Genomic DNA, 26251 nt, shown 5'->3' with positions numbered 1-26251 from the left:
CGTCGGGAGCACAGCCTGGAGGTGCACGCAGCCGATCCGGGCCGCCGATTCACCAGGAGGCTGCCATGGCGCCTTCGCCCGACGACTTCCCGCCGACACCCGCCCCCGCTTTCTCCCCGCACGCGCGCGACCGCGGTCTGCGCCGCAGCCGCCGCACCACGTTGTGGATCGCGGTCACGGCCTCGGCCGGCGCGGCGGCTCTGGGCGGCTTCTACACGCATCTGCTGCCGGGCGGTTCGGCCGCCCCCGCGCCGGCGAACGCACCGGTGCACACGCCCGCGGCGTCGACTTCCGCCGCTGTGGGGAAGGATGACGAGGGGCGCGAGGAGCCGAACGGTCACGAGGACGACGACGAGGCCGCGGCTCCCGTTGCTCAACCGGCTCCGCGGCCCCCGGCCCAGCCGCCGGCCGCGACACAGCAGCAGCCGCAGACCACGACGGGGGCGTCATGAGCACGCACATCCCGGCCCCCTCTGCCGCTCAGGTCGTCTTCCCGGCCCTCGGCACGACGGCCACGCTGCTGGTCACTGACGCGGTCGCCCTGACCGCAGCGGAAGCGGTGCTGCGCGCCGAGTTGGCCGTCGTCGACCGCACTTGCAGCCGCTTCCGGCCCGACTCCGAGCTCACGCGTGTGAATGTGAGCGCGGGTGTCACGACGACGGTCAGCGAATACTTCGCCGAGGCGCTGCAGGCCGCCCTGCGTGCCGCCCGTATCACCGACGGCGCCGTGGACCCGACCGTGGGCAGCGCTGTGATCGCGCTCGGCTACGACCGCACTTTCGCCTCCCTCTCGCCCGAAGACGCCCGCCCCGTGCCCGTGGCCCGACCAGCGCCCGGCTGGCGGCGGATCGCTTTCGACCCCCGTACCCGTCGGCTGTGCCTGCCCCCGGGCACCCGCCTCGACCTGGGCGCCACCGCCAAAGCCCTGGCCTCCGACCGCGCCACCCGGCAGGCCGCCGCGGTGACCGGCCGCGGGGTCCTGGTCAGTCTCGGCGGCGACCTGGCGACAGCCGGACCGGCACCCGAGGGCGGCTGGCGGATCGCCCTCGCCGATGACCACGCCCGGCCTGCCCCGGAAGGCGGTGCCGCTGTGGCGGTGACCGGCGGGGCGCTGGCGACCTCGGGCATCCGGGTGCGCACCTGGCGGCGCGGCGGACGGGTCCTGCACCACATCGTCGACCCGGTCACCGGCGAACCCGCCGCCCCCGTGTGGCGCACGGTCACCGTCGCGGCCGCCACCTGCGTGGACGCCAATGCCGTCAGCACGGCGGCGATCGTGCTCGGCGACCGGGCCGCGGACTGGCTGCGAGCCACCGCCCTGCCTGCCCGGCTGACCGGCCTCGACGGCTCCGTCGTACGCCTCGGCGGCTGGCCGCCCGACTCCCACGCTCCCGCCCCAGCCGATTCCCGGAGTTCGCCCCCCGGAGGCCCGCGATGACGATGCTGGCCCTGACCGGCAGCCCCCTGTGGTACGCCAGCCGGGCGGGCGGCACCCTCGCCCAGATCCTGCTCACCGCCACCGTGGTGCTCGGCATCGCCTCCGGCGGACGGTCTGCGCCCCGCCGGCTCGGCCGCTTCGAGGTCGGGCTGCTGCACCGCAACCTGTCCCTGCTCACCCTGGTGTTCCTCGCCGTGCACGTGTTGACAGCGGTGCTCGATCCGTTCGTGCACCTGAGCTGGGCGGTGTCCGTGGTGCCGTTCTCAGCGTCCTACAGGCCGCTCTGGCTCGGGCTGGGCACGGCCGCGCTCGACCTGCTGCTCGCGGTGCTGGTCACCAGCGCGCTACGGCGCCGGCTCGGGGTGCACCGCTGGAAGGCCGTGCACTGGCTGGCCTACTCCGCCTGGCCGCTCGCCCTCTTCCACGGCGCCGGAACCGGCACCGACACCCGGCTGCCCCTCCAGCTGTGGCTGTATGCCGCCTGCCTGGTGGCGGTGGTCGGTGCCCTGTCGTGGCGACTGGCGAAGGCCGGTCCCGGACGGGGCATCGGACGCCTGGTGGCCGCCGTGGCAGCGACCGCCGTGCCCGTGGTGCTGACCGTGTTCCTCGCTGCCGGGCCGCTCCAGCCGGGCTGGGCCCAGCGTGCCGCCGCAACAACGATTCTGCTCGGAGGCGGACGATGAACTCCTCGGCCGCGGCGCCCCTCACGTCCCAGCCGGACGCCCCCGCCGCAGCCCGGCTGCTCTCCGGCTGGTACGCCACCGGTGCTCCGGCCACCCTCTCCGATCACCTCCGACACCACGGACCGGCGCCCATCGCACCCGCTCCCGGCAGCCGCACCTCGATGCCCCTGCTGGAGGCCGTCGAGGCGGCCGGGCTCACCGGGCGCGGCGGCGCCGGGTTCCCCACCGCGCGCAAGATGCGCGCCGTGGCGGAACGGGGTGGCCGGACCGTGGTCGTCATCAATGCCATGGAGAGCGAACCCGCCAGCCGCAAGGACCAGTTCCTGCTGGCCGTCGCACCCCACCTCGTCCTCGACGGCGCCGTCCTGGCCGCGACTGCGGTCGGCGCCGACACCGTTCACATCTGCCTGCCGCACAGCCGTACCGCCCAGTACCGGCAGCTGCGCGCGGCCCTGGACGAACGACGGCGCGCCCGCCTCGACCCATTGCGGCTGCGCCTGCACGCCCTTCCGCACGCCTACGTCTCCAGCGAGTCGACCTCGCTGGTGCGCTGGCTCAACGGGGGACCGGCCCGCCCGCAGGGCAGCCCGCCACACGCCCACGAACGCGGCGTCGCGCGCCGCCCCACCCTCGTGAACAACGCCGAGACTCTCGCCCACCTCGCCCTCATCGCCCGCCACGGCCCCGACTGGTTCCGCCGCACGGGAACCCCGCACGAGCCCGGCACCCTGCTGGTCACCGTCTCCGGCGCCGTCGCCACCCCGGGCGTCCGGGAGGTCCCGCTCGGTACACCCCTCGCCACGATCCTCGACCGCGCCGACGGTCCCACGCAGCCCCTGCGGGCGGTCCTGCTCGGTGGTTTCGCCGGCACCTGGCTCCCGGCGGAACACGTGTACACCCCCCTCAGCCGGCGCGACCTGGCCCCGCTGGGCGCCGCACCCGGTGCGGGCGTGCTCGTCGCACTCCCCTGCTCGGCCTGCGGGCTCAGCGAGACGGCCCGGATCCTTGCCTACCTGGCCGCCCACAGCGCCCACCAGTGCGGTCCCTGCCGCTTCGGGCTGCCCGCCGTCGCCGAGGACTTCGCCGCGCTGGCCGCCGGACGCGCCGACGTGGACCTGTTGGCCCGGCTGCGCCGCCGTACCGCCCTGCTGCCGGGCCGTGGCGCCTGCCGCCAACCCGACGGCGCCGCCCGCCTCGCCGCCTCCGCCCTGTGCGCCTTCACCGACGACGTCGATCAGCACGTCACCCACGGTGCCTGCGCCGCCGCCCACCGACCAGCCCGGATCCCCGTACCGCCCGCCGTACCCCCGGAGACCTGGCGATGACCCCCTCAAAGACCCTGCGCGTCGACCGCATCGCCTGCACCGGGCGGGGCTTGTGCGGCGAACTGCTCCCCGAACTGATCGACCTCGACGAATGGGGCTACCCCATCATCAAGGACCGAGCCGTCCCCGACCACCTGCGCACCCACGCCCGTCGGGCCGCCGCAGCCTGCCCCGTCCTGGCCCTCCACCTCGAGGCCGAGCGGCCATGACGGGCACGCGCCACCACCAGCCGTCCAGACCCGGTGCAGAGCCGGACGGCCCCTGCCTCCAAGGCCTGATGCCACGATGGGATGGAGAGGAACAGCCCCAACGGTCGCCGCGCCACACAGACCGAGGTGCGCCATGAACCACACCACAGCACGACTACGCCACCTGACCACTGCAGTCATCTCCCCACGGCTCGAACCCGTCCTCCTGACCGTCACCGCGGCAGCCCTGACGGGTGGCGGCATCGCCTGGATCGCCGATGCCCGCGGTCTCGCCGACCTGCTCTGGGCTCTGGGCACCATTGCTGCCGTCGTCCCCGCGATCGGGTGGGTGCTGGCCGCGCTACGGCGTGGACAAGCCGGTGTCGACCTGATCGCGGTACTCGCACTGGGCGGCACCCTGGCTGTGGGCGAATACCTGGCCGGCGCCCTGATCGCGCTCATGCTCGCCACCGGCCGCACTCTGGAAGCCGCCGCCCAACGGCGTGCTTCCCACGACCTACGCGCCCTGCTCGAACACGCGCCGCGCTCGGCACACCGCCGCACCGACACCGGAGTGGCCACGGTGCCCCTGGGAGAAGTCACCGTCAGCGACCTGCTTGTCGTCCGTCCCGGGGAGGTCGTGCCCGTCGACGGCCGTGTGGAAAGCGCCGCCGCCGTCCTCGACGAGTCAGTGCTCACCGGTGAACCCCTCCAGGTCGAGCGGGTCCAGGGCGAAGGAGTACGCAGCGGCGTGGTCAACGCGGGCGGCGCCTTCGAACTGCGCGCCACCACCACCGAACAGGACAGCACCTACGCCGGAATCGTCCGCCTGGCCCAGCAGGCCGGGGCGGAGTCCGCACCGGTCGTACGGCTGGCCGACCGCTACGCGGCCTGGTTCCTCCCCGTGTCCCTCATCGTGGCGGGACTGGCCTGGCTGATCAGCGGCTCCGCGGTACGCGCGGTCGCCGTCCTGGTCGTCGCCACCCCCTGCCCCCTGCTGCTGGCCGCCCCGGTCGCCATCGTCTCCGGCCTCTCCCGCGCCTCCCGCCTCGGGGTCGTCATCCGCGACGGCGGCGCACTGGAGAACCTCGGCCACGCCCGCACCCTCCTGCTCGACAAGACCGGCACGCTCACCCGCGGCCGCCCCCGCGTCCTTGACGTCACCGCCGCCCCCGGCCTCAAACCTGCCGAGATACTGCGTCTGGCGGCCTCGGTGGACCAGTACTCGCCCCACGTCCTGGCCCAGGCCATCGTCGACACCGCCCGGGAACGCAAGCTGAAGCTGTCGGCCCCGACGGACGTCACCGAAGAACCCGGTCGGGGCGCCACCGGCACCGTGGACGGCCACCAGGTCTCCATCGGCCGCCTCGGCCCTGCAGCCACACGCCCCACCTGGGCCAGGGCGGTCGACAACCGCGCCCTCCTCGACGGCGCGGCCGTCGCCTGGCTGACCTTGGACGGACAGCCGGCCGGTGCCGTCCTGCTGCGCGACCCCCTGCGCCACGACGCCCCACGCACCCTGCGCCACCTGCGCACGGCAGGCATCGAACGGCTGCTGATGCTCACCGGCGACCGCGCCGCACCCGCCCGTGAAGTAGCCGCCGTCCTCGGCCTCGACGACGTACGCGCCGAACTCAGCCCGGCCGAGAAGGTCGCCGCCGTGCGCGAGGAGCGCGAGCGCGCGGTCACCGTCATGGTCGGCGACGGCGTCAACGATGCCCCCGCCCTCGCCGCGGCCGACGTCGGCGTGGCCATGGGCGCCCGCGGCTCCACCGCCTCCTCCGAAGCCGCCGACATCGTCCTGACCACCGACCGCGTCGACCGTCTCGCCGACGCCGTCACCATCGCCCAGCGTGCCCGCCGTATCGCCGTCCAGAGCGCCCTGGGCGGCATGCTGATGTCCCTGGTCGCGATGGCCGCGGCTGCCGTCGGCCTGCTCCCGCCCGCCGCCGGCGCGCTGCTGCAGGAGGGCATCGACGTCGCCGTCATCCTCAACGCCCTGCGCGCCCTGCGCGTCGACCAGGCCGCACGCCCGGCCCTCACCCCCGCCGCCGAAGCCCTCATCCACCGTTTCGCCGCCGAACATGACGACCTGCAGGACGTCCTCGACGCTGTACGCGATGCCGCCGACCGCCTCTCCGACGCCCCCGGCCCCAAGGCCCTCTCGGCCGTGGAGGAGACCCACCGGTTGCTCACCGAACGACTCCTGCCCCACGAATACGCCGAAGAACACCAGCTCTACCCCGCCCTCGCTCCCAGCCTCGGCGGCCCCGAGGCCACCGCCACCATGAGCCGCGCCCACACCGAGATCGAACGCCTCTCCCGCCGCATCGCCACCCACCTGCAACTGGCCAGGTCCGACGGCAGCCTGGCCCCCGAACAACTCGACGATCTGCGCTCCTGCCTCTACGGCCTCAACACCGTCCTGCGCCTGCACTTCACGCAGGAGGAAGAGAACTACTTCTCCCTCGCGCCCTAGGTGTACTCGGTGACACGTCCCACCGCGCTCGGCGGCCAGTCACCCATCACCCGACTGACACCAACCTGACCGCCGTCGACCAATACCTTGACCGGCTGTTCATCGGGGACCGCCGCTAGGCTCGCCCGTACGAGTGAGAGGACGGGAGCCGGACCATGCCAGACGAGATCACGCTTCGCCCCGTGACCGCCGACGACCTCGACCTGTTCGAGCGCGAGTTCAGCGGGCAGCACGGGGCCGGGCCGTACCAGTGGTTCGGCTTCCGCTCGCAGGCGGACCTGCGTCACCGCTTCGCTGAGACCGGTCTGCTCGGCCCCGATGGCGGCGTGCTCTCCGTCGCGGAGGCGAACCGGACGGTAGGCCGGGTCGAGTGGTTCGCCGCCAGCTGGGGACGGCCCGATACCTCCTCCTGCTGGAGCCTGGCGATCGGCATCGTGCCCGCCGCACGCGGCCGGGGCATCGGCACGCATGCCCAACGGCTGCTGGCCGGCTACCTCTTCGATCACACCAGGGCCGAACGACTCCAGGCGTGGACCGACCACGGCAACCAGGCCGAGCAGCGCGCGTTGGAAAAGGCGGGCTTCACACAAGAGGGGGTGCTGCGCTCCGCGCAGTGGCGCGGCGGCTGCTGGCACGACCAGGTCCTCTACTCGATGCTCCGCGCCGACCGGCCGGGGGGCGATCCACGCCGAGAGCTCCCCGACGGGTGACGGCTCGTCCGGACGACCCCTGACAGTCCTGGTTCAGCCGTCGCCCGGCTGCCAGGTCGTCGCCGGCTGCCTCAGCGACGGGACAGGGGTTATGCAACGAAGCGGCCCCCGGTTGTCTTCTTCGCGGTCCTGCAATGGGGCCGCCGGCCTCCGGGCCCGGCATGGTCGTCGGGACGCTCTGGCCACCGCCGAACGCACCCGCGGCAGCCTCGCCGGAGCGGTCATGCACACCGACCACGGTGCCCGGTACACCAGCCGCATGACCCGTGTCCAGGATTCGGGGTCAAGGCCCCGCGGAGCGTCGTCTCGCGTGCCCTGATGCAGGTCGTCGCCGGGAATGACTTTTGGCGTACTCGGTCTCAGGTCGGGAACGGCGCAGGCCTTCGGTCAGGCGAGAGCGAGGAACAGCTTCTCCAGTTCCTGTTCACTCATGGGAGGCGTCTGGTCGTCTGCGGATGCGAGGCACTGGCGCATGCCGCTGGCCACGATCTTGAACCCCGCCCGGTCCAGGGCGCGGGACACCGCTGCGAGCTGGGTGACGACGTCCTTGCAGTCGCGCCCGGCCTCGATCATTGCGATCACTCCGGCCAGTTGCCCCTGGGCCCGCCGCAGACGGTTGAGCACCGCACTTGTCGCTTCTTCGTCCACCTGCACCCGGATTCCTCCTTCACGACCAACGGCACATGATACCCGGTGGGGTATGCCACCCTTGGCACACATACCCCGCCCGGTATGAACGACGGGGCACTCGAGCCCATTCCGCGCCGACGCGACGGAGCGACCTTCCCGCGGACACGCATGGCGGTCACCGCAGGCCCGGATGGATTCCGAAGGCCGTCCGTGTGCTGCCGTCCGGCGGGAAACCGCCTGGCCAGCATACCCCATGGGGTATTTTCCCCTCTCTCCGCCCGCCCGAGCCAGGGCCGACCGGCGGCGGACCGCAAGCGGCCCGGGAGCGGTCAGAGAAATACGGGTGGGGGTATATGGTGTTCCTTGGATATACCCCCCCAGGTATCTCGGAGAGGAGACGGACATGTACTTCGTGGAGACACTCGCCGTCGAAGGGCTCGGCAACCGCAGCTATCTCGCGGGAGGAACGACACGCGCCGTGGCGGTCGATCCTCCGCGTGACATCGAGCGGGTCATCGCAGCCGCGGCGCGAAGGGGCGTGCGGATCACGCACGTCGTGGAGAGCCACATCCACAACGACTACGTCACCGGCGGCCTGGAGCTGGCCCGGATCACCGGAGCGGCCTACCTGGTGCCCGCCGGGGCGCACGTCTCCTTCGACCGGGTGCCGGTGACCGACGGCGACACTTCCGTCATCGACGAGGACCTGGTGCTGCGCGCGGTCGCCACCCCCGGTCACACCCCGCACCACACCTCCTACGTCCTGGAGGACGCCGGCACCCCGGTGGCCGCGTTCACCGGCGGGTCGCTGCTGATCGGCACGGTGGGGCGGCCGGACCTGGTCGAGCCCCGGCTCACCGAGCAGCTCGCCCGCGCCCAGCACGCCTCGGCGCATCGGCTGGCGGAGCTGCCCGACGAGGTGAGGGTGCTGCCCACCCACGGGTTCGGTTCCTTCTGTTCGTCCTCACAGGCCGAGGGCGAGGCCACCACCATCGGCGCAGAGAGGGTCCGTAACGACGCCCTGGTCAAGGATGTGGACTCCTTCGTCGCCGATCTGCTGGCCGGGCTGGATGCGATCCCGGCCTACTACACCCACATGGGTCCGGCCAATGCCGCCGGTCCCGCCCCGGTCGACCTGACCGCGCCGAAGCGCGCGGACGCGTCGGAGATCGCCGCGCGGCTGGCCGCCGGCGAGTGGGTGGTGGACCTGCGCAACCGTGTCGCCTTCGCCGAAGGGCATGTCGCCGGTTCCCTCAACTTCGAGTTGGAGGGGCAGCTGGCCACCTACCTGGCCTGGCTGATCCCCTGGGGCAAGCCCGTCACCCTGCTCGCCGAGAGCCCCGAGCACATCGCCGCGGCCCAGCGCGAGCTGGTCCAGGTCGGCATCGACCGCCCCGCCGCGGCCGCCACCGGGGGCCCCGACCAGTGGGTGAAGGACCCCACCGACCTGCGCTCCTTCCGCCGCGCCGACTTCCCCACCCTGGCCAAGGCACGCGAGGAGGCCGAGACCGGGGACGAGGCCGAGCGGGTCGTGGTCCTGGATGTCCGCCGCGACACCGAGCGGGCCGACGCCCGCATCGACGGCTCGGTGCACATCCCCCTCCACCAACTGCGCCAGCGCCTGGACGACGTCCCGGCCGGCACGGTGTGGGTGCACTGCGCGGGCGGCATGCGCGCCGCGATCGCCGCCTCCCTGCTGGATGCGCTCGGTCGCGACGTCGTGGCCGTCGACGACTCCTTCGACACCGCCCGCGAGATCGGCCTGGCCACCGGCTGACCGCCGGGACCGGGCCGCCCCATCGACACCGAACGCAGGACGACCATGCCGCTCTTCTCCCGCAACCCCGCTCCCGAGGAGCTCACCGTCACCGAAGCGCACGAGCGCGTGCGCACCGGACGGGCGGTGCTGCTCGACGTCCGCGAGGCCGACGAATACGGCGCCGGACACGCTCCCGGCGCCGTGTGGCAGACCCTGGCCGCCGTCGCCGCCGGAGCCCCCCTCCCCGACAGTGTCGGGAACCTTCCCGTGCTGGCGGTGTGCCGCTCCGGGAACCGGTCCCGAAAGGCCGCCGAGCTTCTGTCGCAACGAGGCGTCCACGCCCTCAACGTCACCGGCGGCATGCGGGCCTGGGCCGCAGCCGGCCTGCCGGTCCGCACCGGCACCGGTCACGACGGGCAGGTCATATGACCATGCTCGTCCTCGCCCTCATCGCCGGAGCCGTGGTCGGCTTGGCGCTGGGCGGACTCGGCGGCGGCGGCAGCATGCTCGCCGTGCCGGCCCTGATCTACCTGCTCGGCTTCACCGCCGCGCAGGCCACCACCGCAAGCCTGCTCATCGTCGCGGTCACCTCGCTCACCGCGCTGATCGCCCACGCCCGGGCCGGACGGGTCCGCTGGCGCACCGGAGCCCTGTTCGCGACGGCCGGACTGCCCGCTGCCGCAGCCACCGGCGCCCTGTCCTCGGCCATTCCCGGCGCCGTGCTCACCGCCGCGTTCGCACTTCTCGCCGCCATCGCCGCCTGGCGCATGCTCACCCCACGGCGCAGCACAGGCCCCGTGCGGCGAGCGGGTCCCGGCCGGTCGGCGGCCACCGGTGCCGGACTCGGCGCCGTGACCGGGCTGCTGGGCGTCGGCGGCGGATTCCTCGCCGTCCCCGCGCTGGTGTCCGTGCTCGCGCTACCGATGGCCGAGGCCGTCGGCACCAGCCTGCTGGTCATCACCGCCAACGCCGCCGCCGCCCTCGCCCCCCGCCTGGGCACCGCCGGAAGCGTGGACTGGGCCGTTGTCGGCCCGTTCACGGCCGCCGCGATCCTCGGCGCATGGGACGGCAAACGCCCCGCCGACAAACTCTCCGGCGCCGCCCTCCAGAAGATCTTCGCCATCGCCCTGCTCGCAGTGGCCGCCCTGATGCTCCTCGACGCCCTCACCTGAACCCCCGCAACGAACAGCAGCACGCGAAAGGAACCCCTCCCATGACCCCCACCCCCCTGACCGCCGCACAGCTCCAACCCCGCCTGGAACAGCTCACCGTCATCGACGTCCGCTCCCCCGGCGAGTACGCCTCCGGTCACATCCCCGGTGCCCACAACATCCCCCTCGACCAACTCCAGCGCGCCCTGCCCGCACTGCGCGCCGCCGCCGACCGCAGCGAACTCGCCCTTGTGTGCGCCTCCGGCGCCCGCTCGGCCACCGCCTGCGACCAACTCGCCGCCGCCGGCATCCCCGCCGCCACCCTCCTCGGCGGCACCACCGCCTGGACCCAGGACGGCAATCCCCTCGAACGACCCGCCACAGGCCGCGCCACCTGGGCCATGGACCGCCAGGTCCGCATGGCCGCCGGCTCCCTCGTCCTCATCGGCATGCTCGCCGACCCCGTCCTCCCCGGCGCCCGCTGGCTCTCCGCCGCCGTCGGCGCCGGCCTCGTCTTCTCCGCCCTCACCAACACCTGCGCCATGGGCAACCTCCTCGGCAAACTCCCCTACAACCGCCCCCGCACCGCAACCGCCGACCTCGACAACACCCTCGCGGCCCTGCACCACTAACCGGACCGCCCCAATCGGCCCCCTCGTCTGAGTCGGCGGGACCACATCGCACAAGTCAACTGTGCGGTCGTCATCGATCGGCCGCTGCCGCAGCGGCCGATCGCCTGGGCCGACAGATCGGCGCTGTGCGGGTCGCGGACCTGCGACGTCCCAACCCGGGCCGTCTGGCGCCGCGTGATCCCGACCGGCTCCGCGCGCGGCTGGATTCGGCGCGGACCGAACCCGTCGTGCGGCCGCTGAACAACTGGGTGGCGGGGAAACTGTGCCTGGTCCACGACGCCGCCCGCCTGCTCAGTGCACAAGGCCGACGCACCGCCCGCCTGGCCGGCGGCGCGACGAGCCTGGATGACATCGCGGGACAGGCGGGCGTCACCAGGGCGATCCTCTACCAGCATTTCGGCCGCAAGACCGACCTCGCCCGATGGCGGACTCCTGCGGCCCGCGCTGGACTCCTCGTACCCCTAGCCCGCTGCGTGGGTGGGCGGGCCCGGGCTTCGGGACGATCAGTGGGCGGTGTGGTGCTCGGTGATCCAGTGGGCGGCGAGCAGGCCGGAACCTGCGGTGAGGACGGCGGCTGCGATGACGGTGGCGTTCAGTCCGAAGGCGTCGGCGAGGACGCCGGCGACCAGGGCGCCGGCGGCGTAGCCGATGTCCCGCCAGAAGCGGTAGGTGCCCAGTGCGTTGGCCCGCCAGCTGGGGTGGGCGTGGTCGGAAACCGCTGCGATGAGGGCCGGGTAGACCATGGCGGTGCCCAGGCCGAGGGCGACAGCGGACAGGACGCCGGCCAGCAGGGGGCGCTGCAGCAGGACGAGGGCCAGGACGAAGCCACCGGACTGGACGAGCATGCCGGTGACGATGAGGGGTTTGCGGCCGATGCGGTCGGCGAGGTGGCCGGTGGGGATCTGCCCGATGCCCCACAGGATGGGGTAGAGGCCCTTGATCAGGCCGACGGCTGCGAGTCCCAAGCCGTGGTCGGTGAACAGCAAGGGGAAGACGCCCCAGGTGAGTCCGTCATTGAGATTGTTGACCAGCCCGGCCTGGCTCGCGCCGCGCAGGGACCGGTTGTGCCATGAAGTCCGGGCGAACGTGGCGGCCAGCCCGGTGCTCTCGCCCCTGGGCAGCGGCTTGGGGTGCTGGGCGAGTTCGAGGGCGACGTGGGCGGCGGTGTCCCGCACGACCAGGGACAGGGCGAGTCCGGCGACGACGAAGACGACACCGATGAGCTCGGGAGCGGGACGCAGGCCGTAGGCGGTGGCCAGATAGCCGGTGATCAGGGCGGTGGCACCGACGGCGGTGTATCCGGCGGCCTCGTTCAGGCCGGTGGCCAGTCCCCGGCGGGCGGGGCCGACGAGGTCGATCTTCATGTTGACGGTCATCGACCAGGCCAGACCCTGGTTGATGCCCAGCAGCACATTGGCGGCGACGATCCAGCCCCACGACGGCGCCCAGGCGAGCGCGAAGGGGACGGGGATACCGACGAGCCAGCCGGCGACGAGCAGTTGCTTGCGGCGGAAGCGCGCTGTCAGTGCCCCGGCGGCCAGGTTGGTCAGCGCCTTGGTGAGGCCGAAGGCGATGATGAAGGAGAAGACGGCCAGATCGCTGGTGAGGCCGAAGACTTCCGTGCCGATCAGCGGGACAGTGGTGCGTTCCAGTCCGACCAGGCCGCCGACGCAGACGTTGACGATGACGAGCAGGGTGAACTGCAGCCAGTTCTCCCGCAGCCCGAGTCGCACCGGACTGGCGGCGGCGGTGGTCGGGCTCACCGGGCGCCGCCTTCGACCAGTTGCTGGGCGTGGGCGGCGGCATAGTCGGCGGGGCCGCCGTTGAGAACGGTCAGACCGGTGCGGCCGGCGCGTTCCAGGACGCTGGCGGCGGTCATCGCGCGCTCGCCGTGCCCGCACGCGATGACGGCCCCGTCGGGCGCTTCCGCGGCACGTGCGGCCAGGCTGCCGAGTTCGAGGTGCAGGGCGTCGGGGACGTGCCCGGCCGTGTACTCGGCTTCCTGCCGGACGTCCAGGTACGGGCCGGTCGGGGCCTGGTCGGCGGTGACGAACGCGGTGGCCGCCGTGGGATGACCGGCTTCCTGCCAGGCGGTGATGCCGCCGGTGAGGCGTCCGGCGAGCCGCTCGTACCCGATCTTGTATGCCTGCCAGACGATCTCGCTCAGGTCCTGGTCTTCGCGGGTCACGAAAGCGATGGGCGCCGTGTCGGGCAGGAGCCAGCCCAGCCAGGTGGCGAACTGGTCACGCAGCGGGATGGACAGGGATCCGGGGACGTGGCCGGCGGCGTAAGCAGCTGCGGGGCGGACGTCGACGACGGAGCCGCCCTCGGCGAGCAGCGCACTGACCTGTCCGGCCTCGAGCTCGGCAAGCTGCGGAGTGCCGGTCAGGACGGCTGGGCCGTGCCGGTTGATCTCGGCGAGCCGGTCGAAGTAGGCGGGGTGGCTCCCCAGGCTCCCGATCAGTTGGCGCACGAAGGAGTCCTCGTTCGGTACGGAGAGCAGCGGGTTGGTCTGTTTCTGGGCGCCGATGGTGGTGGTGCGTTCGGTGCCCGGCGGGGCCGAGCAGAACGAACCGGCCCCGTGGGTGGGCCACACAGCCGTCTCGTCCGGCAGTGCGGCCAGCCGCTGCAGCGAGCGGTACTGGGCGCGGGCCAGTTCGTCGGTGCGGTCCGCGCCGAGCAGGTCGGTGCGGGCCGCGGAGTTCACGATCAGCGAGCCGCCAGTGAACACGCCAAGCCGACGGTTCCCGTCCAGGAGCAGGAAAGACAGGTGCTCGTCGGTGTGCCCGGGGGTGGTCAGGGCCCGCAGCGTCAGACCGCCCAAGTCCACCTCGTCGCCGTCGGCCAGGCCGCGGTGCTCGAACGTACGGTGGCCGGCAGCCGAAGCCAGAACGATGGCGCCGTCGTCGTGGCCGAGCTGGACGGCGCCGGAGAGGAAGTCGGCGTGCAGGTGGGTGTCGGCCGCGAACCCGACGCGCAAACCGCGCCGCTTCGCAGCGGCCCTCACGGTGCGCAGGTCGCGGCCGGCGTCGACAGCCAGGGCACGACCGTCGCCCAGGTCGACGAGGTAGGCGCTGTTGCCCAGCCCTTCGTCGACCAGTGGAATCAGATGGTCGTCGGCGAAGCCCACGGCAGTCCTCCGAAGATCCAAAGGGGTGTGGTGACGGAAGAAGTGGTCACAGCACCTCCCCCCATCTACAATATTCCATGGATTTATGGAGGATGTCATGACGGAGACCACGGCCGGCTCGAAGGCACAGCTCTACGACGCCTTCGCGGCCAGCGGAAAGGCGCTGGCCAGCGGAAAGCGCCTGGAGCTGATCGACCTGCTCGCCCAGGGCGAGCGAACCGTCGACGCTCTGGCGAAGGCGGCCGGGCTGAATCTGACGACCGCCTCGGCGCACCTGCAGGCCCTCAAGCAGGCCGGGTTCGTCAAGATCCGCCGGGAGGGGGTCCGCATCCACTACCGGCTGGCCGGCGACGACGTCGCCCAGCTCTTCGCACTGCTGCGGAAGGTCGCCGAGAACCACCAGGCCGCCGTGCCCGCCGCCCGCGACGCCTACCTCGGCGACGACGGCGGGACGGAAGTCACCCGCGAGGAGTTGCGGGCCCGCGCCGAAGCCGGGGACGTGGTGGTGCTGGATGTCCGGCCGGTGGAGGAGTACCTGGCCGGACACATCCCCGGCGCCGTCTCCATTCCGGTCGGCGAACTTGCCGATCGCGTCAGCGAACTGCCCGAGGACACCGAGATCGTCGTGTACTGCCGCGGCGAATACTGCGTGCTGTCCTACGACGCGGTGCGCCTGCTGACCGACCGCGGCAGGCGGGCGATCCGGCTGAACGACGGCATGCTCGAGTGGCGGCTGGCCGCCCTGCCGGTCGACGCCGGACAGCCGGGCTGACCGGCAGCCCTCCCCCCGCGCATCCCGGACCGGCCGGCAGGGCGGTCCAGGCATCGAGGCGGCGGCAGCCACGCTGATCGGGGCGGCTTCCGCGCACGAGCGGACCTGCCGGTCCGCTCCCGCAAGCAGCGACGAAGAGCAGGAGAGGCATGACCGACACTCACGAGCAGGGCCTGTCCACTCGCAGCGTGCACGCCGGCGAGCGCCGCGATCCCGAAGGGGCGATCCACACCCCGCTGTACACGCACTCCACGCCTCGACGCCTCCTGACCCTCACCCGCCCGGGCCTGGCCATCGCCCGCCCCACGGCGATGGCCAGGTCCACCAGTCAGCCGCCCGGACGGAAGAACCCCCTGTGACGAGCACCGCCCCCGCCACAACCGGCATATCCCCAGACCCCCAGGCACAGCGCCGCATCCTGACCGTCCTGGTCACCTCTCAGGTCCTCAGCGGCGCAGGCCTGGCCGCCGGCATCACCGTCGGCGCACTGCTCGCCCAGGACATGCTGCACTCCACCGGCCTCGCCGGCCTGCCCAGCGCCCTGTTCACCGCCGGATCCGCCCTCGCCGCCATCGTCGTCGGCCGCATCTCCCAAGCCCGCGGCCGCCGCCCCGGCCTCGCCACTGGCTACCTCACCGGCGCCCTCGGCGCCGCCGGTGTCATCGCCGCCGCCATCGCCGACAGCCCGGCCCTGCTGTTCCTCGCCCTGTTCGTCTACGGCGCGGGCACCGCCACCAACCTTCAGGCCCGCTACGCCGGCGCCGACCTCGCAGCCCCCGCCCACCGGGCACGTGCCGTCTCCACCGTCCTGGTCGCCACCACCCTCGGCGGTGTCGTGGGCCCCAACCTCGCAGCCCCCACTGGCGACCTCGCCGAAACGCTCGGGATCCCCAACCTGGCGGGGCCGTTCCTTCTCGCTGGCGTCGCCTACGCGCTCGCCGCCCTCGTCCTGGCCATCTGGCTGCGCCCCGACCCGCTCCTGCTCGCCCGCAGCCTCGACCTCCAACAGCAGGCGGCAGCCGCAGCAGGCTCCATCACAGGCGATGCCGCCCCGGCCCCAGCACGTGGCTCCGGGCTGATGCTGGGCGCCCTGACCATGATCCTTACCCAGCTCGTCATGGTCGCCATCATGACGATGACCCCGATCCACATGCACGACCACGGCCACGGCACCGCCGCCTCCGGCCTCGTCATCGCCATCCACGTCGGCGCCATGTACCTGCCCTCCCCCCTGACCGGATGGCTCGTCGACCGCTACGGCCGCACCGCCATAGCCGCAGCCTCAGGACTCACCCTCCTGATGGCCGGGATCACCGCCGCCACCGCGCCCGGCGACTCGATCGCCCTGCTGGCCCTCGCGCTCGCCCTGCTGGGACTGGGATGGAACTTCGGCCTCGTCTCCGGCACCGCCATGATCACCGACGCCGTGCCCCTGGCCACACGAGCCAAGACCCAGGGCATGGTCGACGTCTCCATCGCCATAGCCGGCGCCACCGGCGGTCTGGCCTCCGGCATCGTCGTCGCAGCAGCCAGCTACCCCGCCCTCGCCCTGACCGGCGGGATCATCGCCCTCGCCATCCTCCCCGCCGTCGCCGCCAGCGCGAACAGCCGATGAACCAGCCCGCCTCACCCCCCGAAGCCGACCTCACCGTCGACGGCACCGGCCTGCTCTGCGTCACCCTCCTACTGCGCCTGCGCACAGACGTCGACGGCCTGGAGCCTGGCACCGTCGTTCATGTCATCGCAACCGACCCCGCCGCCCCGCTCGACCTGCCCGCCTGGTGCCACATGACCGGCCACGACTACCTCGGCCCCGTCCGCGGTGACCCGCCCGTATACGCCCTACGCCTCACCGCCGACGCCCGCCGTACCCGGCCTGACGCGCCGTGGCATAGAGATGATCACTGAAGGCCGCTGGCGGGCAGCGGTCAGGATGCTCGCGACTAACCCCCGGTGCAGTCCTCGCCGTACGCCGCCTTCCGCAACGCCCGCCCCAGCTCGTCAGCGCCGTGCTCAGCCTCGAGCCCGGACTCCTCGATCGCGGCCCAAACAGGCCGTCCGCGCCTTGCCGACGGATCTCTTTGCGCGCGCACCCGGACGCCGGCGGAGCCCGACGCCAGCGCCTTCAACGACAGTCCCGTTTGAAGGCCGGCTTGCGCAATCCGGGCCACGTCTACGGTGCTGATTGTCACGGTTCGGTCGTCCGGCGGCCTGAGCTGGGCGTGCGGTGGTCGGCGCGTGTCGCCGGCCTGAGAGGGAAGTCCGGATGGGCGAAGACGATGACGTTGCCGCGGTATCCGCCGGCCTTGGTGTACCGGCCTCCGCACGTGATCAGCCGCAGTGCCGGAGCTTGGGTGGGTCCGTAGACCGCGCGGGTGGGGAAGTGGGTCTTTGCCACGAGGACGGCGGCGTCGACGGTGAACCGGACGACGACGCCGTCCTCGCGGGTCACCGTGACGCGGTCTCCCCGCCGGGCGCCGCCGAGGGAGTAGAACGCGGCTTTGCCGCCGGGCAACCGGGCGGAGTCGACGTGGCCGAGAATGACGGTGGGTCCGGCCTGGCCCGGTGCGGCACTGCCGGCATACCATCCGGCCTCTGCCGCACGGCTCGGGCTGGGGACTTGTACCGTACCGTCACGGTGGACGCCCACCGGCCGGACGGCCGCGCGGATACCCAGGCGCGGCAGCTCGATCCTCACCGGACGGGAGAACCCCAGAAGCCGCCGCTGCTGAGGCGAGGACGCCTGTGGAACGGCGGTGACGGCGGACAGCGCGGTGGCGCGGGGCTGGGGTGGCGGATGCGGACCGCCGACCAGCGCATGCACCACCATGGTCAGCCCTGCGGCCAGGCCGGTGGCCGCCGGCACGAGCGGTCGGTTGCCGCTCATCGTGCGGCCCCGGTCGGCCTCAGGTGCGGCGGTCACCGAACCGGCGGCGCAGCGAGACCAAGCCCACACACGCGCTCGCGGCTGCCAGTAGGGCTCCACCCGCCGCCAGTGGAACGGTGGTGGCGTGGCTTGCGCCGTCACCGGTGGCGGCCGCGCCCTTGGGCGCGGTCATCATGGACTCCCGCTTCCCCTCCTGGTCCGACAGCCACCGGCGGAGTTCGGCGATCTGCTTCATCTGGCCGGCAGTCCCTGCTGCCGCCGCCTCCCGGAGCGGGGCGTGGGCGGCGTGACTCTGCGGTTCCAGGGACTCGATGATGGAGCAGGCGTGGTAGGCGATCATCCGCTGGACGAAGGCGATGTCGAACGCCTTGCCCTTGGACATCGTGCCGAGCTGCTCCATCCTGTGCCGCATCTCGCTGTCCATGGGGGCCATGTACCCGTGAGCCATCGCCGGGGCCTGTTGCATGGCCTGCTCGGGAGTGAGCCCGTACCACTGCCGCAGCCAGCGGGTGAATTGCTCGATGTGGTGCTCGTGCTCGGCAATGATGTCCCGTGCGTGGGACCGGATGGCCGGGCTGACACCGCGTTCGAGTTCCATGTGAGCCATTTCCATCGCCATCTTGTGGTGACGGATGATCTCCCCGAGGAAGGTCGTCTCCATGGCCCGGCCCTTCAGTTTCGCCAGTGCCGCCCCGAACTGGTACGCCATCGGTGGAGTGGCAAGCGGCTGAAGGTCGGTGGACATGGACTGGTCACCGCCGGAAGGCCCTCCGGCCGGCGCAGCCCATGCGGCGGTGGGCGGGCATACGAAAGCCGCGGCCGCGGCGACGGCAACCATGCTGCGGCGGACGACAGATGGCGACACGTGCGTTCCTCTCGACGCGCGGGCGCCACGAGGTCCTCGGCAGCCGGATGTAAACGGTCGCGGAGCCGGGACTGGTGGCGCCTGCTGTGACAAGCCGCCACTGGCGGCATCACCACGTGGCAGGTTTTCCGTCCTCACCGTAAGCAGAGAGCCGCGGATGACGGCTCGCTGAAGCAGTCCATCAGGGGGCACCGGCCATGCGCGTAAGGTCCTGGGGCGTTCATTTTCGCGAGCGCACCGAGGGCGTTGGTCGTCGAGAGCGAGGACACGGCCTTGGCTTCGCGCGGTCACGTGCCGGGCTGCGACCTCATGCCTGTTTCGTGGAGTGCGGGAAGACGCTCAGCGCCGCCAGGCGGCGCCGGTACTCCTCCTCGTCGATCTCGCCGCGGGCGAACCGGTCGGCCAGCACCTGCTCGGGCGAGGAAGCGGGGGGTGTGTGGGTGTGCTCGTGAGGGCGGGCGAGGGCGCGGTAGAGCAACACGCCGACACCGATGATCACCGCCCAGAACACGACCATGCCGACCGACATCGCGAACCAGCCCCAGCCGCCGACACCGTTGCCGTACCAGAACATCATCGCCCTCACCCCCGCGGTGGACGGGCAGGGTGCCCGGATGTGCCGGGCGACCTGTTGCCTCGCTTCCCACCCTCTCCCCGTGCCGCGCGGCGCGCTGGGGCCGGTTGGTCCCCGGTGGCCGGGCCGGGCAGCCCCTACCCGGTAGGGGTAGCCGGAGGCAGGCTGGAGGGGAGAGCTTGCAGGAGGGATGCGTGTCATGGGTGCCCTCGATATCGCCGTCGCGCTGTCTGCCGCCGTGCTCATCGCTGCCCTGGGCTGGTACTTCTTCGGGCCGCGCCGCGCGCACTCCGCGCGGATCGAGGGCGGGGTACAGCGGGTGGAGGTGACCGTGCGGGGCGGCTACCGTCCCGACGTCATCCGGGTCCGCCAGGGAACCCCCGTAGAGGTGGTCTTCGATCGCCAGGAGTCGGGCGAATGCACGTCCCGGGTGGTCTTTCCCGAGCTGAAGGTGGGCGCCGGGCTGCCCGCCCACACCCGCACCACCGTGCGGCTCACCCCCGAGCGAGCCGGTTCGTACGACTTCACCTGCGTAATGAACATGATCCACGGCACGCTCCTGGTCGAACCGGGCGACAGCGCCGCACCGGCGCAGACCGGCCCCGACGGCGGGCACGCTGCCGCGGGGCCGCCGGGCCCCGTCGAGCCGGGCAGGGCGGCCGAGGCGGAGGCCGCGGACGCCGCCGAGCGGCAGGCGGAGATCACGGACCTGACCCGCCGGGTCGCCGTCGGCGCGGTGCTCACCGTGCCGGTGCTGTTCGCCGTGATGGCGCACGAGTTGTTCGGCGCCGACTGGGTTCCCGGGTGGCTGCTGAACCACTGGCTGCAACTGGCGCTGATCACCCCGGTGATGTTCTACACCGGCCGGCCGATCCACGTGACCGGCTGGCTGACACTGCGTCACCGCAGCGCGGACATGAACAGCCTCATCACCCTGGGCACCACCGCCGCCTACGGCTACAGCCTCCTGGTCACCCTGGCTCCCGGCCTGCTGCCCAGCGAGCTGCGCGAGGTGTACTTCGAGGCGGTCGGCGTCATCCTCACCCTGATCCTGCTCGGCAGGCTCCTGGAGGCTCGCGCCAAGGCCGGCACCGGCGAGGCCATCCGCGCCCTGCTGGGCCTGCGGGCCCGCACCGCGCGGGTGATCCGCGACGGCACCGAGACCGAGATCCCGGTCGATGACGTGGCGGTCGGTGACGAGGTGGTCGTCCGGCCCGGGGAGAAGGTGCCGGTCGACTCCGTCGTGCTGTCCGGGTCCTCCCCCGTCGACGAGTCGATGGTCACCGGCGAGCCGATGCCCGTGACCAAGCGGGCCGGGGACACCGTGATCGGCGCGACCGTCAACGGCACCGGCTCCTTGCGCGTACGGGCGGAGAAGGTGGGGGCCGACACGATGCTCGCCCAGATCATCCGGCTCGTCCAGCAAGCGCAGGCGTCCAAGGCACCCATCCAGCGCCTCGCCGACGCCGTGTCCGCGTACTTCGTGCCCGTGGTCATCGCCATCGCCATCGCCACGTTCGCGGTGTGGTTCACTGTCGGGCCCGCACCGGCATTGACCCTCGCCCTCGTCTCGGCGGTGGCGGTGCTGATCATCGCCTGCCCCTGTGCCCTCGGCCTGGCCACCCCCCTGTCGGTCATGGTCGGCACCGGCAAGGGCGCCCAGGCAGGCATCCTCATCCGCTCCGCCGAAGCCCTGGAGACCGCCCACAAGCTGGACACCATCGTGCTGGACAAGACCGGCACCATCACTGCCGGCACTCCTGTACTGACCGACATCCGTCCGGTGGACGGCTTCGACGAGCATTCGCTGCTGGAGCTGGTGGGCGCCGCCGAGGCCGACAGCGAGCACCCGCTCGCAGGCGCGATCGTCACCGGGGCCCGCGACCGAGGCCTCACACCGCCGCCGGCAGCCGGGTTCGACTCGGTCACCGGCAAGGGCGTGCAGGCCACCGTGAACGGCCGCGCCGTCCTGGTCGGCACCGCCCGGCTGCTCGGCGACGTCGGTATCGACACCGGCGATCTGTCCCCTGTTGCGGCCGACCTCTCGGCAGAGGGCAAGACCCCGGTCCTCGCCGCCGTCGACGGCCGTCCCGCGGGCGTGCTGGCGGTCGCCGACACCGTCAGGGACGACTCCGCCGCCGCGATCGCCGCGTTCCGCCGCCTCGGCATCAAGGTGGTCATGATCACCGGCGACAACGCCCGCACCGCCGCCGCGATCGCCGCCCAGGTCGGCGTGGCCCGGGTGCTGGCCGAGGTCCTGCCCGAGCACAAGGCCGACGAGATCCGCCGTCTGCAAGGCGAGGGCCGCACCGTGGGCATGGTCGGCGACGGCATCAACGACGCCCCGGCACTGGCCGCCGCCGATGTCGGCCTGGCCATCGGCACCGGCACCGACGTCGCCATCGAGGCCGCCGACATCACCCTCGTCTCCGGCTCCCTGACCGGCGTCGTCACCGCGATCCGGCTCTCGCGCGCCACCATGCGCAACATCCGGCAGAACCTCTTCTTCGCGCTGGTCTACAACGCCGTCGGCATCCCCGTCGCCGCGGGCGCGCTCTACCCGCTCTGGGGTATCCGCCTCAGCCCGATCATCGCCGCCGCCGCCATGGCCCTCAGCTCGCTGTCGGTCGTCACCAACTCCTCGCGCCTGCGCCGCTGGCACCCCACCCCCCTGCCACCCGCGTCCACGGGGGCCGTGCAGCCCCGGATCGAAGCCGCAGCGGACCGAACCCCGTACCACCAGGCGCGGGCCACCGGGGAAAGCGATCAAGGGACAACCGTCGACCCGGTGTGCGGCATGCACCTCGACCCCGCGAGCGCCCCCGAGCACCGCGGCCACGGACCGGGCGCCTTCTCCTTCTGCTCGGGGCACTGCGCCGCTGCCTTCGACGCCGAACCGGACCGCTACCGCACGCCGAGCACCCATGGCACGCACGAAGAAGGCGAAACCCCATGACCATGGCCTCCGACCAGGACAACAGCGCCCCGCCGCCCGGATACACCGACCACAAGCCCAACCACCTGGCCCGGCTGCACAAGGTCGAAGGGCAAGTACGCGGCATCACCCGCATGGTCGGAGACGACCGCTACTGCATCGATGTCCTCACCCAGATCAGCGCCGCCACCCACGCCCTGCAAGAGGTCGCCCTCGCTCTCCTCGATGACCACATGAGGAACTGTGTCACCAACGCCGCCCGGTCCGACCCGCCCGCAGGCGAGGAGAAACTCGACGAACTCGCCGTGGCACTACGCCGAACGCTGCGGCTGTGACGCTGATTGCCACGCTTGCGACGTGCCTCCTGCCGGCGGCCTCCAATGGCGGTCTGTTGTCTCTGCCCCAGCAACGGCATCGCCGGCCACCACCCCGGTGGCGGGCGGTCAGGCGATCGGCTGGGTGTGGGTACGGTCCGCACTGGTCGTGGTCGGTTCGCCGATCAATGGGTACGCCACAGTGAACCTGGCGCGTCGTGGCCGGAAGTCTTCCCGGACGGGGGCCGGGTCGGCGGCCGGGCGGATCCTCGACGAGCGCTACGCACGCGGGGAGATCGACGAGCAGGATGACCGGCAGCGCAGGAGCATGTTGCCATGAGCGGAGAGCCGATCAGCCGCCGCCGGGCGCTGGGTCTGCTCGGATTGGGTGCGGCTGGCGCGGCGGTCTGGGCCACCGGCCTGGGCGCCCCGCCCAGCGGCCGGCTCAGGCGGGCCGCCCGGGACCAGGGGCTGGCCGAGCCGCAGGTGCTGGCCAGCCGCGACGGGCTGCTGGACGTGCGGCTTGTCGCCGCCCCAGGGGTGCGGCTGGCAGGGCGCGACACCACGGCGTGGGGGTTCAACGGCACCTCACCGGGTCCGACGTTGCGGGTGCGGCCCGGGGACCTGCTGCGCGTGCGGCTGGTCAACCACATCGACCAGCCCACCAACCTGCACACCCACGGCCTGCACGTATCCCCGTCGGGCAACAGCGACAACCCGTTCGTCACCATCGAGCCCGGTGGCAGCCACGACTACGCCATAAGGATTCCGGACGGGCATCCGCCGGGCACGTTCTGGTACCACCCGCACCACCACGGCACCGTCGCCGATCAGATCTTCGCCGGCCTGGTCGGGGCGCTGCTGGTCGAGGGTGCCGAGGGCGAGGCGGACCTGCCGGTCAACGGTGACCGGCTGCTCATGGTCACCGACACCACCTTGGACGGGGCCGGCCGGGTCGCCTCGCCGACCATGATGGCCAGGATGACGGGCCGCGAGGGCGAGCTGGTGCTGGTCAACGGCCGGCACCGGCCCGTCATCACCGCCGCACCCGGGTCGCTGCAGCGGTGGCGGGTCATCAACGGCTGCGTCTCCCGGGTCCTGGCGCTGCGACTGGACGGGCACCGGCTCACCCAGGTCGCCCTGGACGGCGTGTTCCTGCGCGCACCGGTCGATCGGGACCGGGTGGTTCTGGCCCCCGGCAACCGCACCGACCTGCTTGTGCGCCCTACCGGCAGCGGCCGGTACGCGTTGGTCAGCGACCCTTATGACCGCGGCGGTGTCGGCATGATGGACGGTCGCCCCTCCACCAGCGGTCCGGTCACCCTGGCCACCCTGACCACTGCCGGCCCGGCCACAACGACACCCACGGTGCCCGCGACCCTGCCGGCGCCGGCCGTCCCGCAAGGCCCGGTGACCGGGAAACGTCAGCTCACCTTCGCCATGGGCCCCATGGGTATGGGCGGAATGCGTTTCACCATCGACGGACGTACCTACGACCCGAACCGTGACGACCAGAGCGTCGCCCTCGGCGCCGTCGAGGAGTGGACCGTGGTCAACACCAGCCCCATGGATCACCCGTTCCACCTGCACGTTTGGCCCTTCCACGTGCTGGCGGGCAGCGCCGGGATGCCGCCGGCCGGCGTGCTCCAGGACGTCGTCCTCGTCCCCGCACGGGGATGGGTACGCCTGCGGATCCCGTTCAGCGACTTCGCCGGGCGCAGCGTATTTCACTGTCACATCCTCGACCATGAGGATCTGGGCATGATGGCCACCGTGAACGTGCGCGGCCGGTAGTACCCATGCGGCCCGCCGATGACATGGTGCGATGTGTTCTGATGCCGCTTGCTCCCGGATTGTGACGGCCGCCCACAGGAGGCAGGCTGGTCTCGGGAGAGGCGCACGGCGTGTCGCGGATGCGGCTGGGGTTTGTCAATCGTGGAGCAAGTTGTGTGAGCCCGGAACCGACGAAGTCGGTCGCCGCCGACCGAGTGGGTCAGTAAACCGGTCCGGAAAGCGATGACGGACGCGAGATCGCCCATTCCGGGCGGGCTTTCGGAGGTGTCGTACATGTCAGAGAAGAACCCAGTGCACGCGACCCCTGCAGAGGGGCAAGAGGTCTCGCTGCCGCCCGAAGTGAAGTTGCTGCAGGAAGTCACTCCGCCCTTCTTCCCCGAAGGTGGTTCGGAGATGACCATCCTCGTCGACTGGCCTCCCGGGCACCCCGGGCTCCCTCCGCACCGCCACTCGGGGCCGGCATTCGGCTACGTGATGGAGGGCGCGATCCGGTTCGAACTCGAGGGCGAGCCGGAGCGTGTGATCAAGGCCGGTGGGACGTTCTGGGAGCCAGGCGGTGACGTGATCCACTACCAGGACGGTAACGCCCTGCCGGACGCACCGACCAAGTTCGTGGTGATCATGGTGTGCGCGCCGGGTCAGCCGATGCTCAAGTTGGTCGACGAGGAGGAGCTGAAGGAACGGGCGCACCTGCGCGCCCCGCGTCCCTCCGCAGGCTGACCCGCGGGTCGACGGTCCTCCACGTGGCCGCGAAGTGGCGATTGCGGCGCCTCTTCGGCCACGCAACAGACTTCGGGCGGGTGACCGGGCCCGGCGGGACAGCGTGACAGCGGGAAGCGGAGTGCCGCCACGTCACTCAGCGGTGCCTCGTTCCGCCGGCATCGGTCACTCACGGTCATGACGTCGGCGCCTCGACGGGTGGACGGTCAGCGGCCGGACGCACGCGCAAGGTCCGCTTCGGCCCGGACGACCTTCCTTCATGGATGCCGCGACCACGGGCTTCGGCCAGCCCGTCGCCGTGCAGGGCGAGAAGGCTCCCCTCGGGCGCCTCCACCTCCACGGCCGTACCCGACAAGATGCTCGGCGGCCTGCGTCAGCGACGCGGCATTGACCGGGCGATCTGGGGCGGGGCAGCCAGCCGCCCCGCCCCAGGCCCCTGTCTGACGACGTGGTGCCGGGCCTGGCTAACGCTGGAGGTCGAGGCGGACCACGGCGCCGATCTCGATGAGCTGTTCGGGCAGTGCGAGGTCGGATACGCCCACGACGGTGCTGGTGGGGCGGTTGTCGCCGACGTACGCGGCGTGCAGGCGGGCGACGGTGTCGAAGTGGTCCCGCAGGTTCCTGACGAGGACGGTGGTCTCGACGATCTGCCCGCGGGTGGCGCCGAAGTGCTCCAGCACGCGGTCGAGGTTGTCGAGGGTCGTCTTCATCTGGAGTTCGAAGTCTTCGGCTCCGAGGAAGGTCCCGGCGTTGTCGTGGGACAACTGTCCGGAGATGTAGAGCGTGTCGCCGGCCTGTACGGCCTGGCTGTAGCCGTAGAGCGACTCCCACGGCATGTCGAAGGCGAGTTCCTTGGGCTGGACGGTCATGGTTTCTCCCTGTGGTCGACCTGAACATCCCCTGTGAGGGACGGGACGACAACTGAGACCAGCATCGCCGCCAAGCCGTGACAGAAGCCACTGGTGCGGGCGTGGACGACAGCCGCCGGGACGACGGCGGACACCGGTTCCGGAGCGTCCCCTCGCACACGGGGACACTCCAGGACGCCACCGCACTGGGGCTTTGGGGAACACCCTTTCAGCGACGGCCCAGCGCCGCGGTCACCGGCCTCGGCGCGGTCCAGGCCGGCGTCGTCGGCCTCTCGACCCGCCCCAACTGCCCGTGGCACCCCTGCTGCGGCCATCGCCGTGCTGCCGGACGCCCGCGCCCGGGGGCCTGTGGAACGACGGGCCTGTGGAACGAGGCGGAACGGAATGGAACGCCGG

General features: G+C 72.2%; 26 protein-coding genes and 1 pseudogene. 20 read left to right on the top strand and 7 right to left on the bottom strand.

What is annotated here, in order from left to right; translation table 11 throughout:
- Positions 1-65: 65 nt before the first annotated feature.
- The 7 genes from ACWDAS_RS32405 to ACWDAS_RS32375 all read left to right on the top strand — a co-directional run bounded on the left by ACWDAS_RS32405 (position 66) and on the right by ACWDAS_RS32375 (position 6823).
- Complete coding sequence (locus ACWDAS_RS32405) at positions 66-452, top strand: hypothetical protein (RefSeq protein ID WP_450398092.1); 387 nt, start codon at positions 66-68, stop codon at positions 450-452.
- Positions 449-1438: an FAD:protein FMN transferase gene (locus tag ACWDAS_RS32400; RefSeq protein ID WP_450398090.1), complete on the top strand. Its 990-nt coding sequence runs from the start codon at positions 449-451 to the stop codon at positions 1436-1438. The genes ACWDAS_RS32405 and ACWDAS_RS32400 overlap by 4 nt, the downstream gene beginning before the upstream one ends.
- Positions 1435-2121, top strand: a complete 687-nt coding sequence (locus ACWDAS_RS32395) for a ferric reductase-like transmembrane domain-containing protein (protein WP_450398089.1) — start codon at positions 1435-1437, stop codon at positions 2119-2121. The genes ACWDAS_RS32400 and ACWDAS_RS32395 overlap by 4 nt, the downstream gene beginning before the upstream one ends.
- A complete protein-coding gene (locus ACWDAS_RS32390; RefSeq protein ID WP_450398087.1) occupies positions 2118-3446 on the top strand; it encodes an NADH-ubiquinone oxidoreductase-F iron-sulfur binding region domain-containing protein in 1329 nt (442 codons plus the stop codon). The genes ACWDAS_RS32395 and ACWDAS_RS32390 overlap by 4 nt, the downstream gene beginning before the upstream one ends.
- Positions 3443-3655 (top strand): ferredoxin, encoded by a 213-nt coding sequence (locus tag ACWDAS_RS32385; RefSeq protein WP_450398086.1) that lies wholly within the window; start codon positions 3443-3445, stop codon positions 3653-3655. The genes ACWDAS_RS32390 and ACWDAS_RS32385 overlap by 4 nt, the downstream gene beginning before the upstream one ends.
- A gap of 133 nt (positions 3656-3788) precedes the next feature.
- A complete protein-coding gene (locus tag ACWDAS_RS32380; RefSeq protein ID WP_450398084.1) occupies positions 3789-6113 on the top strand; it encodes a heavy metal translocating P-type ATPase in 2325 nt (774 codons plus the stop codon).
- A 155-nt stretch (positions 6114-6268) separates the two neighbouring features.
- Complete coding sequence (locus ACWDAS_RS32375) at positions 6269-6823, top strand: GNAT family N-acetyltransferase (RefSeq protein WP_450398082.1); 555 nt, start codon at positions 6269-6271, stop codon at positions 6821-6823.
- Between the two features lie 387 nt (positions 6824-7210).
- On the opposite strand, the gene ACWDAS_RS32370 is transcribed toward ACWDAS_RS32375, so the two are convergent.
- Entirely contained in the window at positions 7211-7477 is a 267-nt protein-coding gene (locus ACWDAS_RS32370; protein WP_450398080.1) for a metal-sensitive transcriptional regulator, read from the bottom strand.
- A gap of 379 nt (positions 7478-7856) precedes the next feature.
- On the opposite strand from ACWDAS_RS32370, the gene ACWDAS_RS32365 reads away from it, so the two are divergent.
- From ACWDAS_RS32365 to ACWDAS_RS32345, 5 genes and pseudogenes are all read left to right on the top strand, one after another.
- Positions 7857-9230: an MBL fold metallo-hydrolase gene (locus ACWDAS_RS32365; RefSeq protein ID WP_450398079.1), complete on the top strand. Its 1374-nt coding sequence runs from the start codon at positions 7857-7859 to the stop codon at positions 9228-9230.
- A gap of 45 nt (positions 9231-9275) precedes the next feature.
- Positions 9276-9641, top strand: a complete 366-nt coding sequence (locus ACWDAS_RS32360) for a rhodanese-like domain-containing protein (protein ID WP_450398077.1) — start codon at positions 9276-9278, stop codon at positions 9639-9641.
- The gene (locus tag ACWDAS_RS32355; protein ID WP_450398075.1) at positions 9638-10384 is read left to right on the top strand and encodes a sulfite exporter TauE/SafE family protein; all 747 of its coding nucleotides are present in this window, start codon (positions 9638-9640) and stop codon (positions 10382-10384) included. The genes ACWDAS_RS32360 and ACWDAS_RS32355 overlap by 4 nt, the downstream gene beginning before the upstream one ends.
- 41 nt (positions 10385-10425) lie before the next feature.
- Positions 10426-10995 (top strand): rhodanese-like domain-containing protein, encoded by a 570-nt coding sequence (locus ACWDAS_RS32350; protein ID WP_450398073.1) that lies wholly within the window; start codon positions 10426-10428, stop codon positions 10993-10995.
- Positions 10996-11120: 125 nt separating this feature from the next.
- Positions 11121-11402 (top strand): annotated as a pseudogene (locus ACWDAS_RS32345) (TetR family transcriptional regulator); the annotation flags it as partial.
- Between the two features lie 96 nt (positions 11403-11498).
- On the opposite strand, the gene ACWDAS_RS32340 reads toward ACWDAS_RS32345, so the two are convergent.
- Together ACWDAS_RS32340 and ACWDAS_RS32335 are read right to left on the bottom strand one after the other, a co-directional pair.
- Entirely contained in the window at positions 11499-12758 is a 1260-nt protein-coding gene (locus ACWDAS_RS32340; RefSeq protein ID WP_450398072.1) for an MFS transporter, read from the bottom strand.
- Positions 12755-14125: an MBL fold metallo-hydrolase gene (locus tag ACWDAS_RS32335; protein WP_450398070.1), complete on the bottom strand. Its 1371-nt coding sequence runs from the start codon at positions 14123-14125 to the stop codon at positions 12755-12757. The genes ACWDAS_RS32340 and ACWDAS_RS32335 overlap by 4 nt, the downstream gene beginning before the upstream one ends.
- A gap of 97 nt (positions 14126-14222) precedes the next feature.
- On the opposite strand from ACWDAS_RS32335, the gene ACWDAS_RS32330 reads away from it, so the two are divergent.
- The 4 genes from ACWDAS_RS32330 (at position 14223) to ACWDAS_RS32315 (ending at position 16805) form a co-directional block, all read left to right on the top strand.
- The gene (locus ACWDAS_RS32330; protein ID WP_450398068.1) at positions 14223-14897 is read left to right on the top strand and encodes an ArsR/SmtB family transcription factor; all 675 of its coding nucleotides are present in this window, start codon (positions 14223-14225) and stop codon (positions 14895-14897) included.
- A 149-nt stretch (positions 14898-15046) separates the two neighbouring features.
- Entirely contained in the window at positions 15047-15256 is a 210-nt protein-coding gene (locus ACWDAS_RS32325; RefSeq protein ID WP_450398067.1) for a hypothetical protein, read from the top strand.
- On the top strand, positions 15253-16512 hold the full coding sequence (locus ACWDAS_RS32320; RefSeq protein ID WP_450398065.1) for an MFS transporter: 1260 nt from the start codon (positions 15253-15255) through the stop codon (positions 16510-16512). Before ACWDAS_RS32325 ends, ACWDAS_RS32320 begins: the two co-directional genes overlap by 4 nt.
- Entirely contained in the window at positions 16509-16805 is a 297-nt protein-coding gene (locus ACWDAS_RS32315; protein WP_450398063.1) for a sulfurtransferase TusA family protein, read from the top strand. The genes ACWDAS_RS32320 and ACWDAS_RS32315 overlap by 4 nt, the downstream gene beginning before the upstream one ends.
- 280 nt (positions 16806-17085) lie before the next feature.
- Here ACWDAS_RS32315 and ACWDAS_RS32310 read toward each other — a convergent pair whose 3' ends face one another.
- The 3 genes from ACWDAS_RS32310 to ACWDAS_RS32300 all read right to left on the bottom strand — a co-directional run bounded on the left by ACWDAS_RS32310 (position 17086) and on the right by ACWDAS_RS32300 (position 19226).
- On the bottom strand, positions 17086-17784 hold the full coding sequence (locus ACWDAS_RS32310; RefSeq protein WP_450398061.1) for a class F sortase: 699 nt from the start codon (positions 17782-17784) through the stop codon (positions 17086-17088).
- Positions 17785-17803: 19 nt separating this feature from the next.
- The gene (locus tag ACWDAS_RS32305) at positions 17804-18529 is read right to left on the bottom strand and encodes a DUF305 domain-containing protein (protein WP_450398059.1); all 726 of its coding nucleotides are present in this window, start codon (positions 18527-18529) and stop codon (positions 17804-17806) included.
- 427 nt (positions 18530-18956) lie between these two features.
- Positions 18957-19226, bottom strand: a complete 270-nt coding sequence (locus ACWDAS_RS32300) for an SHOCT domain-containing protein (protein WP_450398057.1) — start codon at positions 19224-19226, stop codon at positions 18957-18959.
- A 196-nt stretch (positions 19227-19422) separates the two neighbouring features.
- On the opposite strand from ACWDAS_RS32300, the gene ACWDAS_RS32295 reads away from it, so the two are divergent.
- From ACWDAS_RS32295 to ACWDAS_RS32280, 4 genes are all read left to right on the top strand, one after another.
- Positions 19423-22179: a heavy metal translocating P-type ATPase gene (locus tag ACWDAS_RS32295; protein ID WP_450398055.1), complete on the top strand. Its 2757-nt coding sequence runs from the start codon at positions 19423-19425 to the stop codon at positions 22177-22179.
- Positions 22176-22493 carry a metal-sensitive transcriptional regulator gene (locus ACWDAS_RS32290; protein ID WP_450398053.1) on the top strand — a complete coding sequence of 106 codons (318 nt, stop codon included), beginning with the start codon at positions 22176-22178 and terminating at the stop codon, positions 22491-22493. The genes ACWDAS_RS32295 and ACWDAS_RS32290 overlap by 4 nt, the downstream gene beginning before the upstream one ends.
- 315 nt (positions 22494-22808) lie before the next feature.
- A complete protein-coding gene (locus tag ACWDAS_RS32285; RefSeq protein ID WP_450398051.1) occupies positions 22809-24266 on the top strand; it encodes a multicopper oxidase family protein in 1458 nt (485 codons plus the stop codon).
- Between the two features lie 273 nt (positions 24267-24539).
- On the top strand, positions 24540-24986 hold the full coding sequence (locus ACWDAS_RS32280) for a cupin domain-containing protein (protein ID WP_450398049.1): 447 nt from the start codon (positions 24540-24542) through the stop codon (positions 24984-24986).
- 464 nt (positions 24987-25450) lie between these two features.
- On the opposite strand, the gene ACWDAS_RS32275 is transcribed toward ACWDAS_RS32280, so the two are convergent.
- A complete protein-coding gene (locus ACWDAS_RS32275) occupies positions 25451-25855 on the bottom strand; it encodes a RidA family protein (protein WP_450398047.1) in 405 nt (134 codons plus the stop codon).
- Between the last annotated feature and the right edge of the window lie 396 nt (positions 25856-26251).

The organism is Streptomyces sp. NPDC001070 (genome assembly GCF_053598835.1).
Note: the sequence above shows the minus strand (reverse complement) of the source record. Positions and strands in the feature narration are given on the sequence as shown.

Bases quoted from the DNA above. Each gene is read 5' to 3' on its own strand.
- ACWDAS_RS32295 (WP_450398055.1), top strand. From the start codon at position 19,423: ATGGGTGCCCTCGATATCGCCGTCGCGCTGTCTGCCGCCGTGCTCATC.
- ACWDAS_RS32305 (WP_450398059.1), bottom strand. From the start codon at position 18,529: ATGTCCACCGACCTTCAGCCGCTTGCCACTCCACCGATGGCGTACCAG.
- ACWDAS_RS32330 (WP_450398068.1), top strand. From the start codon at position 14,223: ATGACGGAGACCACGGCCGGCTCGAAGGCACAGCTCTACGACGCCTTC.
- ACWDAS_RS32275 (WP_450398047.1), bottom strand. From the start codon at position 25,855: ATGACCGTCCAGCCCAAGGAACTCGCCTTCGACATGCCGTGGGAGTCG.
- ACWDAS_RS32350 (WP_450398073.1), top strand. From the start codon at position 10,426: ATGACCCCCACCCCCCTGACCGCCGCACAGCTCCAACCCCGCCTGGAA.
- ACWDAS_RS32405 (WP_450398092.1), top strand. From the start codon at position 66: ATGGCGCCTTCGCCCGACGACTTCCCGCCGACACCCGCCCCCGCTTTC.
- ACWDAS_RS32375 (WP_450398082.1), top strand. From the start codon at position 6,269: ATGCCAGACGAGATCACGCTTCGCCCCGTGACCGCCGACGACCTCGAC.
- ACWDAS_RS32360 (WP_450398077.1), top strand. From the start codon at position 9,276: ATGCCGCTCTTCTCCCGCAACCCCGCTCCCGAGGAGCTCACCGTCACC.
- ACWDAS_RS32385 (WP_450398086.1), top strand. From the start codon at position 3,443: ATGACCCCCTCAAAGACCCTGCGCGTCGACCGCATCGCCTGCACCGGG.
- ACWDAS_RS32285 (WP_450398051.1), top strand. From the start codon at position 22,809: ATGAGCGGAGAGCCGATCAGCCGCCGCCGGGCGCTGGGTCTGCTCGGA.
- ACWDAS_RS32400 (WP_450398090.1), top strand. From the start codon at position 449: ATGAGCACGCACATCCCGGCCCCCTCTGCCGCTCAGGTCGTCTTCCCG.
- ACWDAS_RS32390 (WP_450398087.1), top strand. From the start codon at position 2,118: ATGAACTCCTCGGCCGCGGCGCCCCTCACGTCCCAGCCGGACGCCCCC.
- ACWDAS_RS32300 (WP_450398057.1), bottom strand. From the start codon at position 19,226: ATGATGTTCTGGTACGGCAACGGTGTCGGCGGCTGGGGCTGGTTCGCG.
- ACWDAS_RS32380 (WP_450398084.1), top strand. From the start codon at position 3,789: ATGAACCACACCACAGCACGACTACGCCACCTGACCACTGCAGTCATC.
- ACWDAS_RS32355 (WP_450398075.1), top strand. From the start codon at position 9,638: ATGACCATGCTCGTCCTCGCCCTCATCGCCGGAGCCGTGGTCGGCTTG.
- ACWDAS_RS32395 (WP_450398089.1), top strand. From the start codon at position 1,435: ATGACGATGCTGGCCCTGACCGGCAGCCCCCTGTGGTACGCCAGCCGG.
- ACWDAS_RS32290 (WP_450398053.1), top strand. From the start codon at position 22,176: ATGACCATGGCCTCCGACCAGGACAACAGCGCCCCGCCGCCCGGATAC.
- ACWDAS_RS32280 (WP_450398049.1), top strand. From the start codon at position 24,540: ATGTCAGAGAAGAACCCAGTGCACGCGACCCCTGCAGAGGGGCAAGAG.
- ACWDAS_RS32365 (WP_450398079.1), top strand. From the start codon at position 7,857: ATGTACTTCGTGGAGACACTCGCCGTCGAAGGGCTCGGCAACCGCAGC.
- ACWDAS_RS32315 (WP_450398063.1), top strand. From the start codon at position 16,509: ATGAACCAGCCCGCCTCACCCCCCGAAGCCGACCTCACCGTCGACGGC.
- ACWDAS_RS32325 (WP_450398067.1), top strand. From the start codon at position 15,047: ATGACCGACACTCACGAGCAGGGCCTGTCCACTCGCAGCGTGCACGCC.
- ACWDAS_RS32310 (WP_450398061.1), bottom strand. From the start codon at position 17,784: ATGAGCGGCAACCGACCGCTCGTGCCGGCGGCCACCGGCCTGGCCGCA.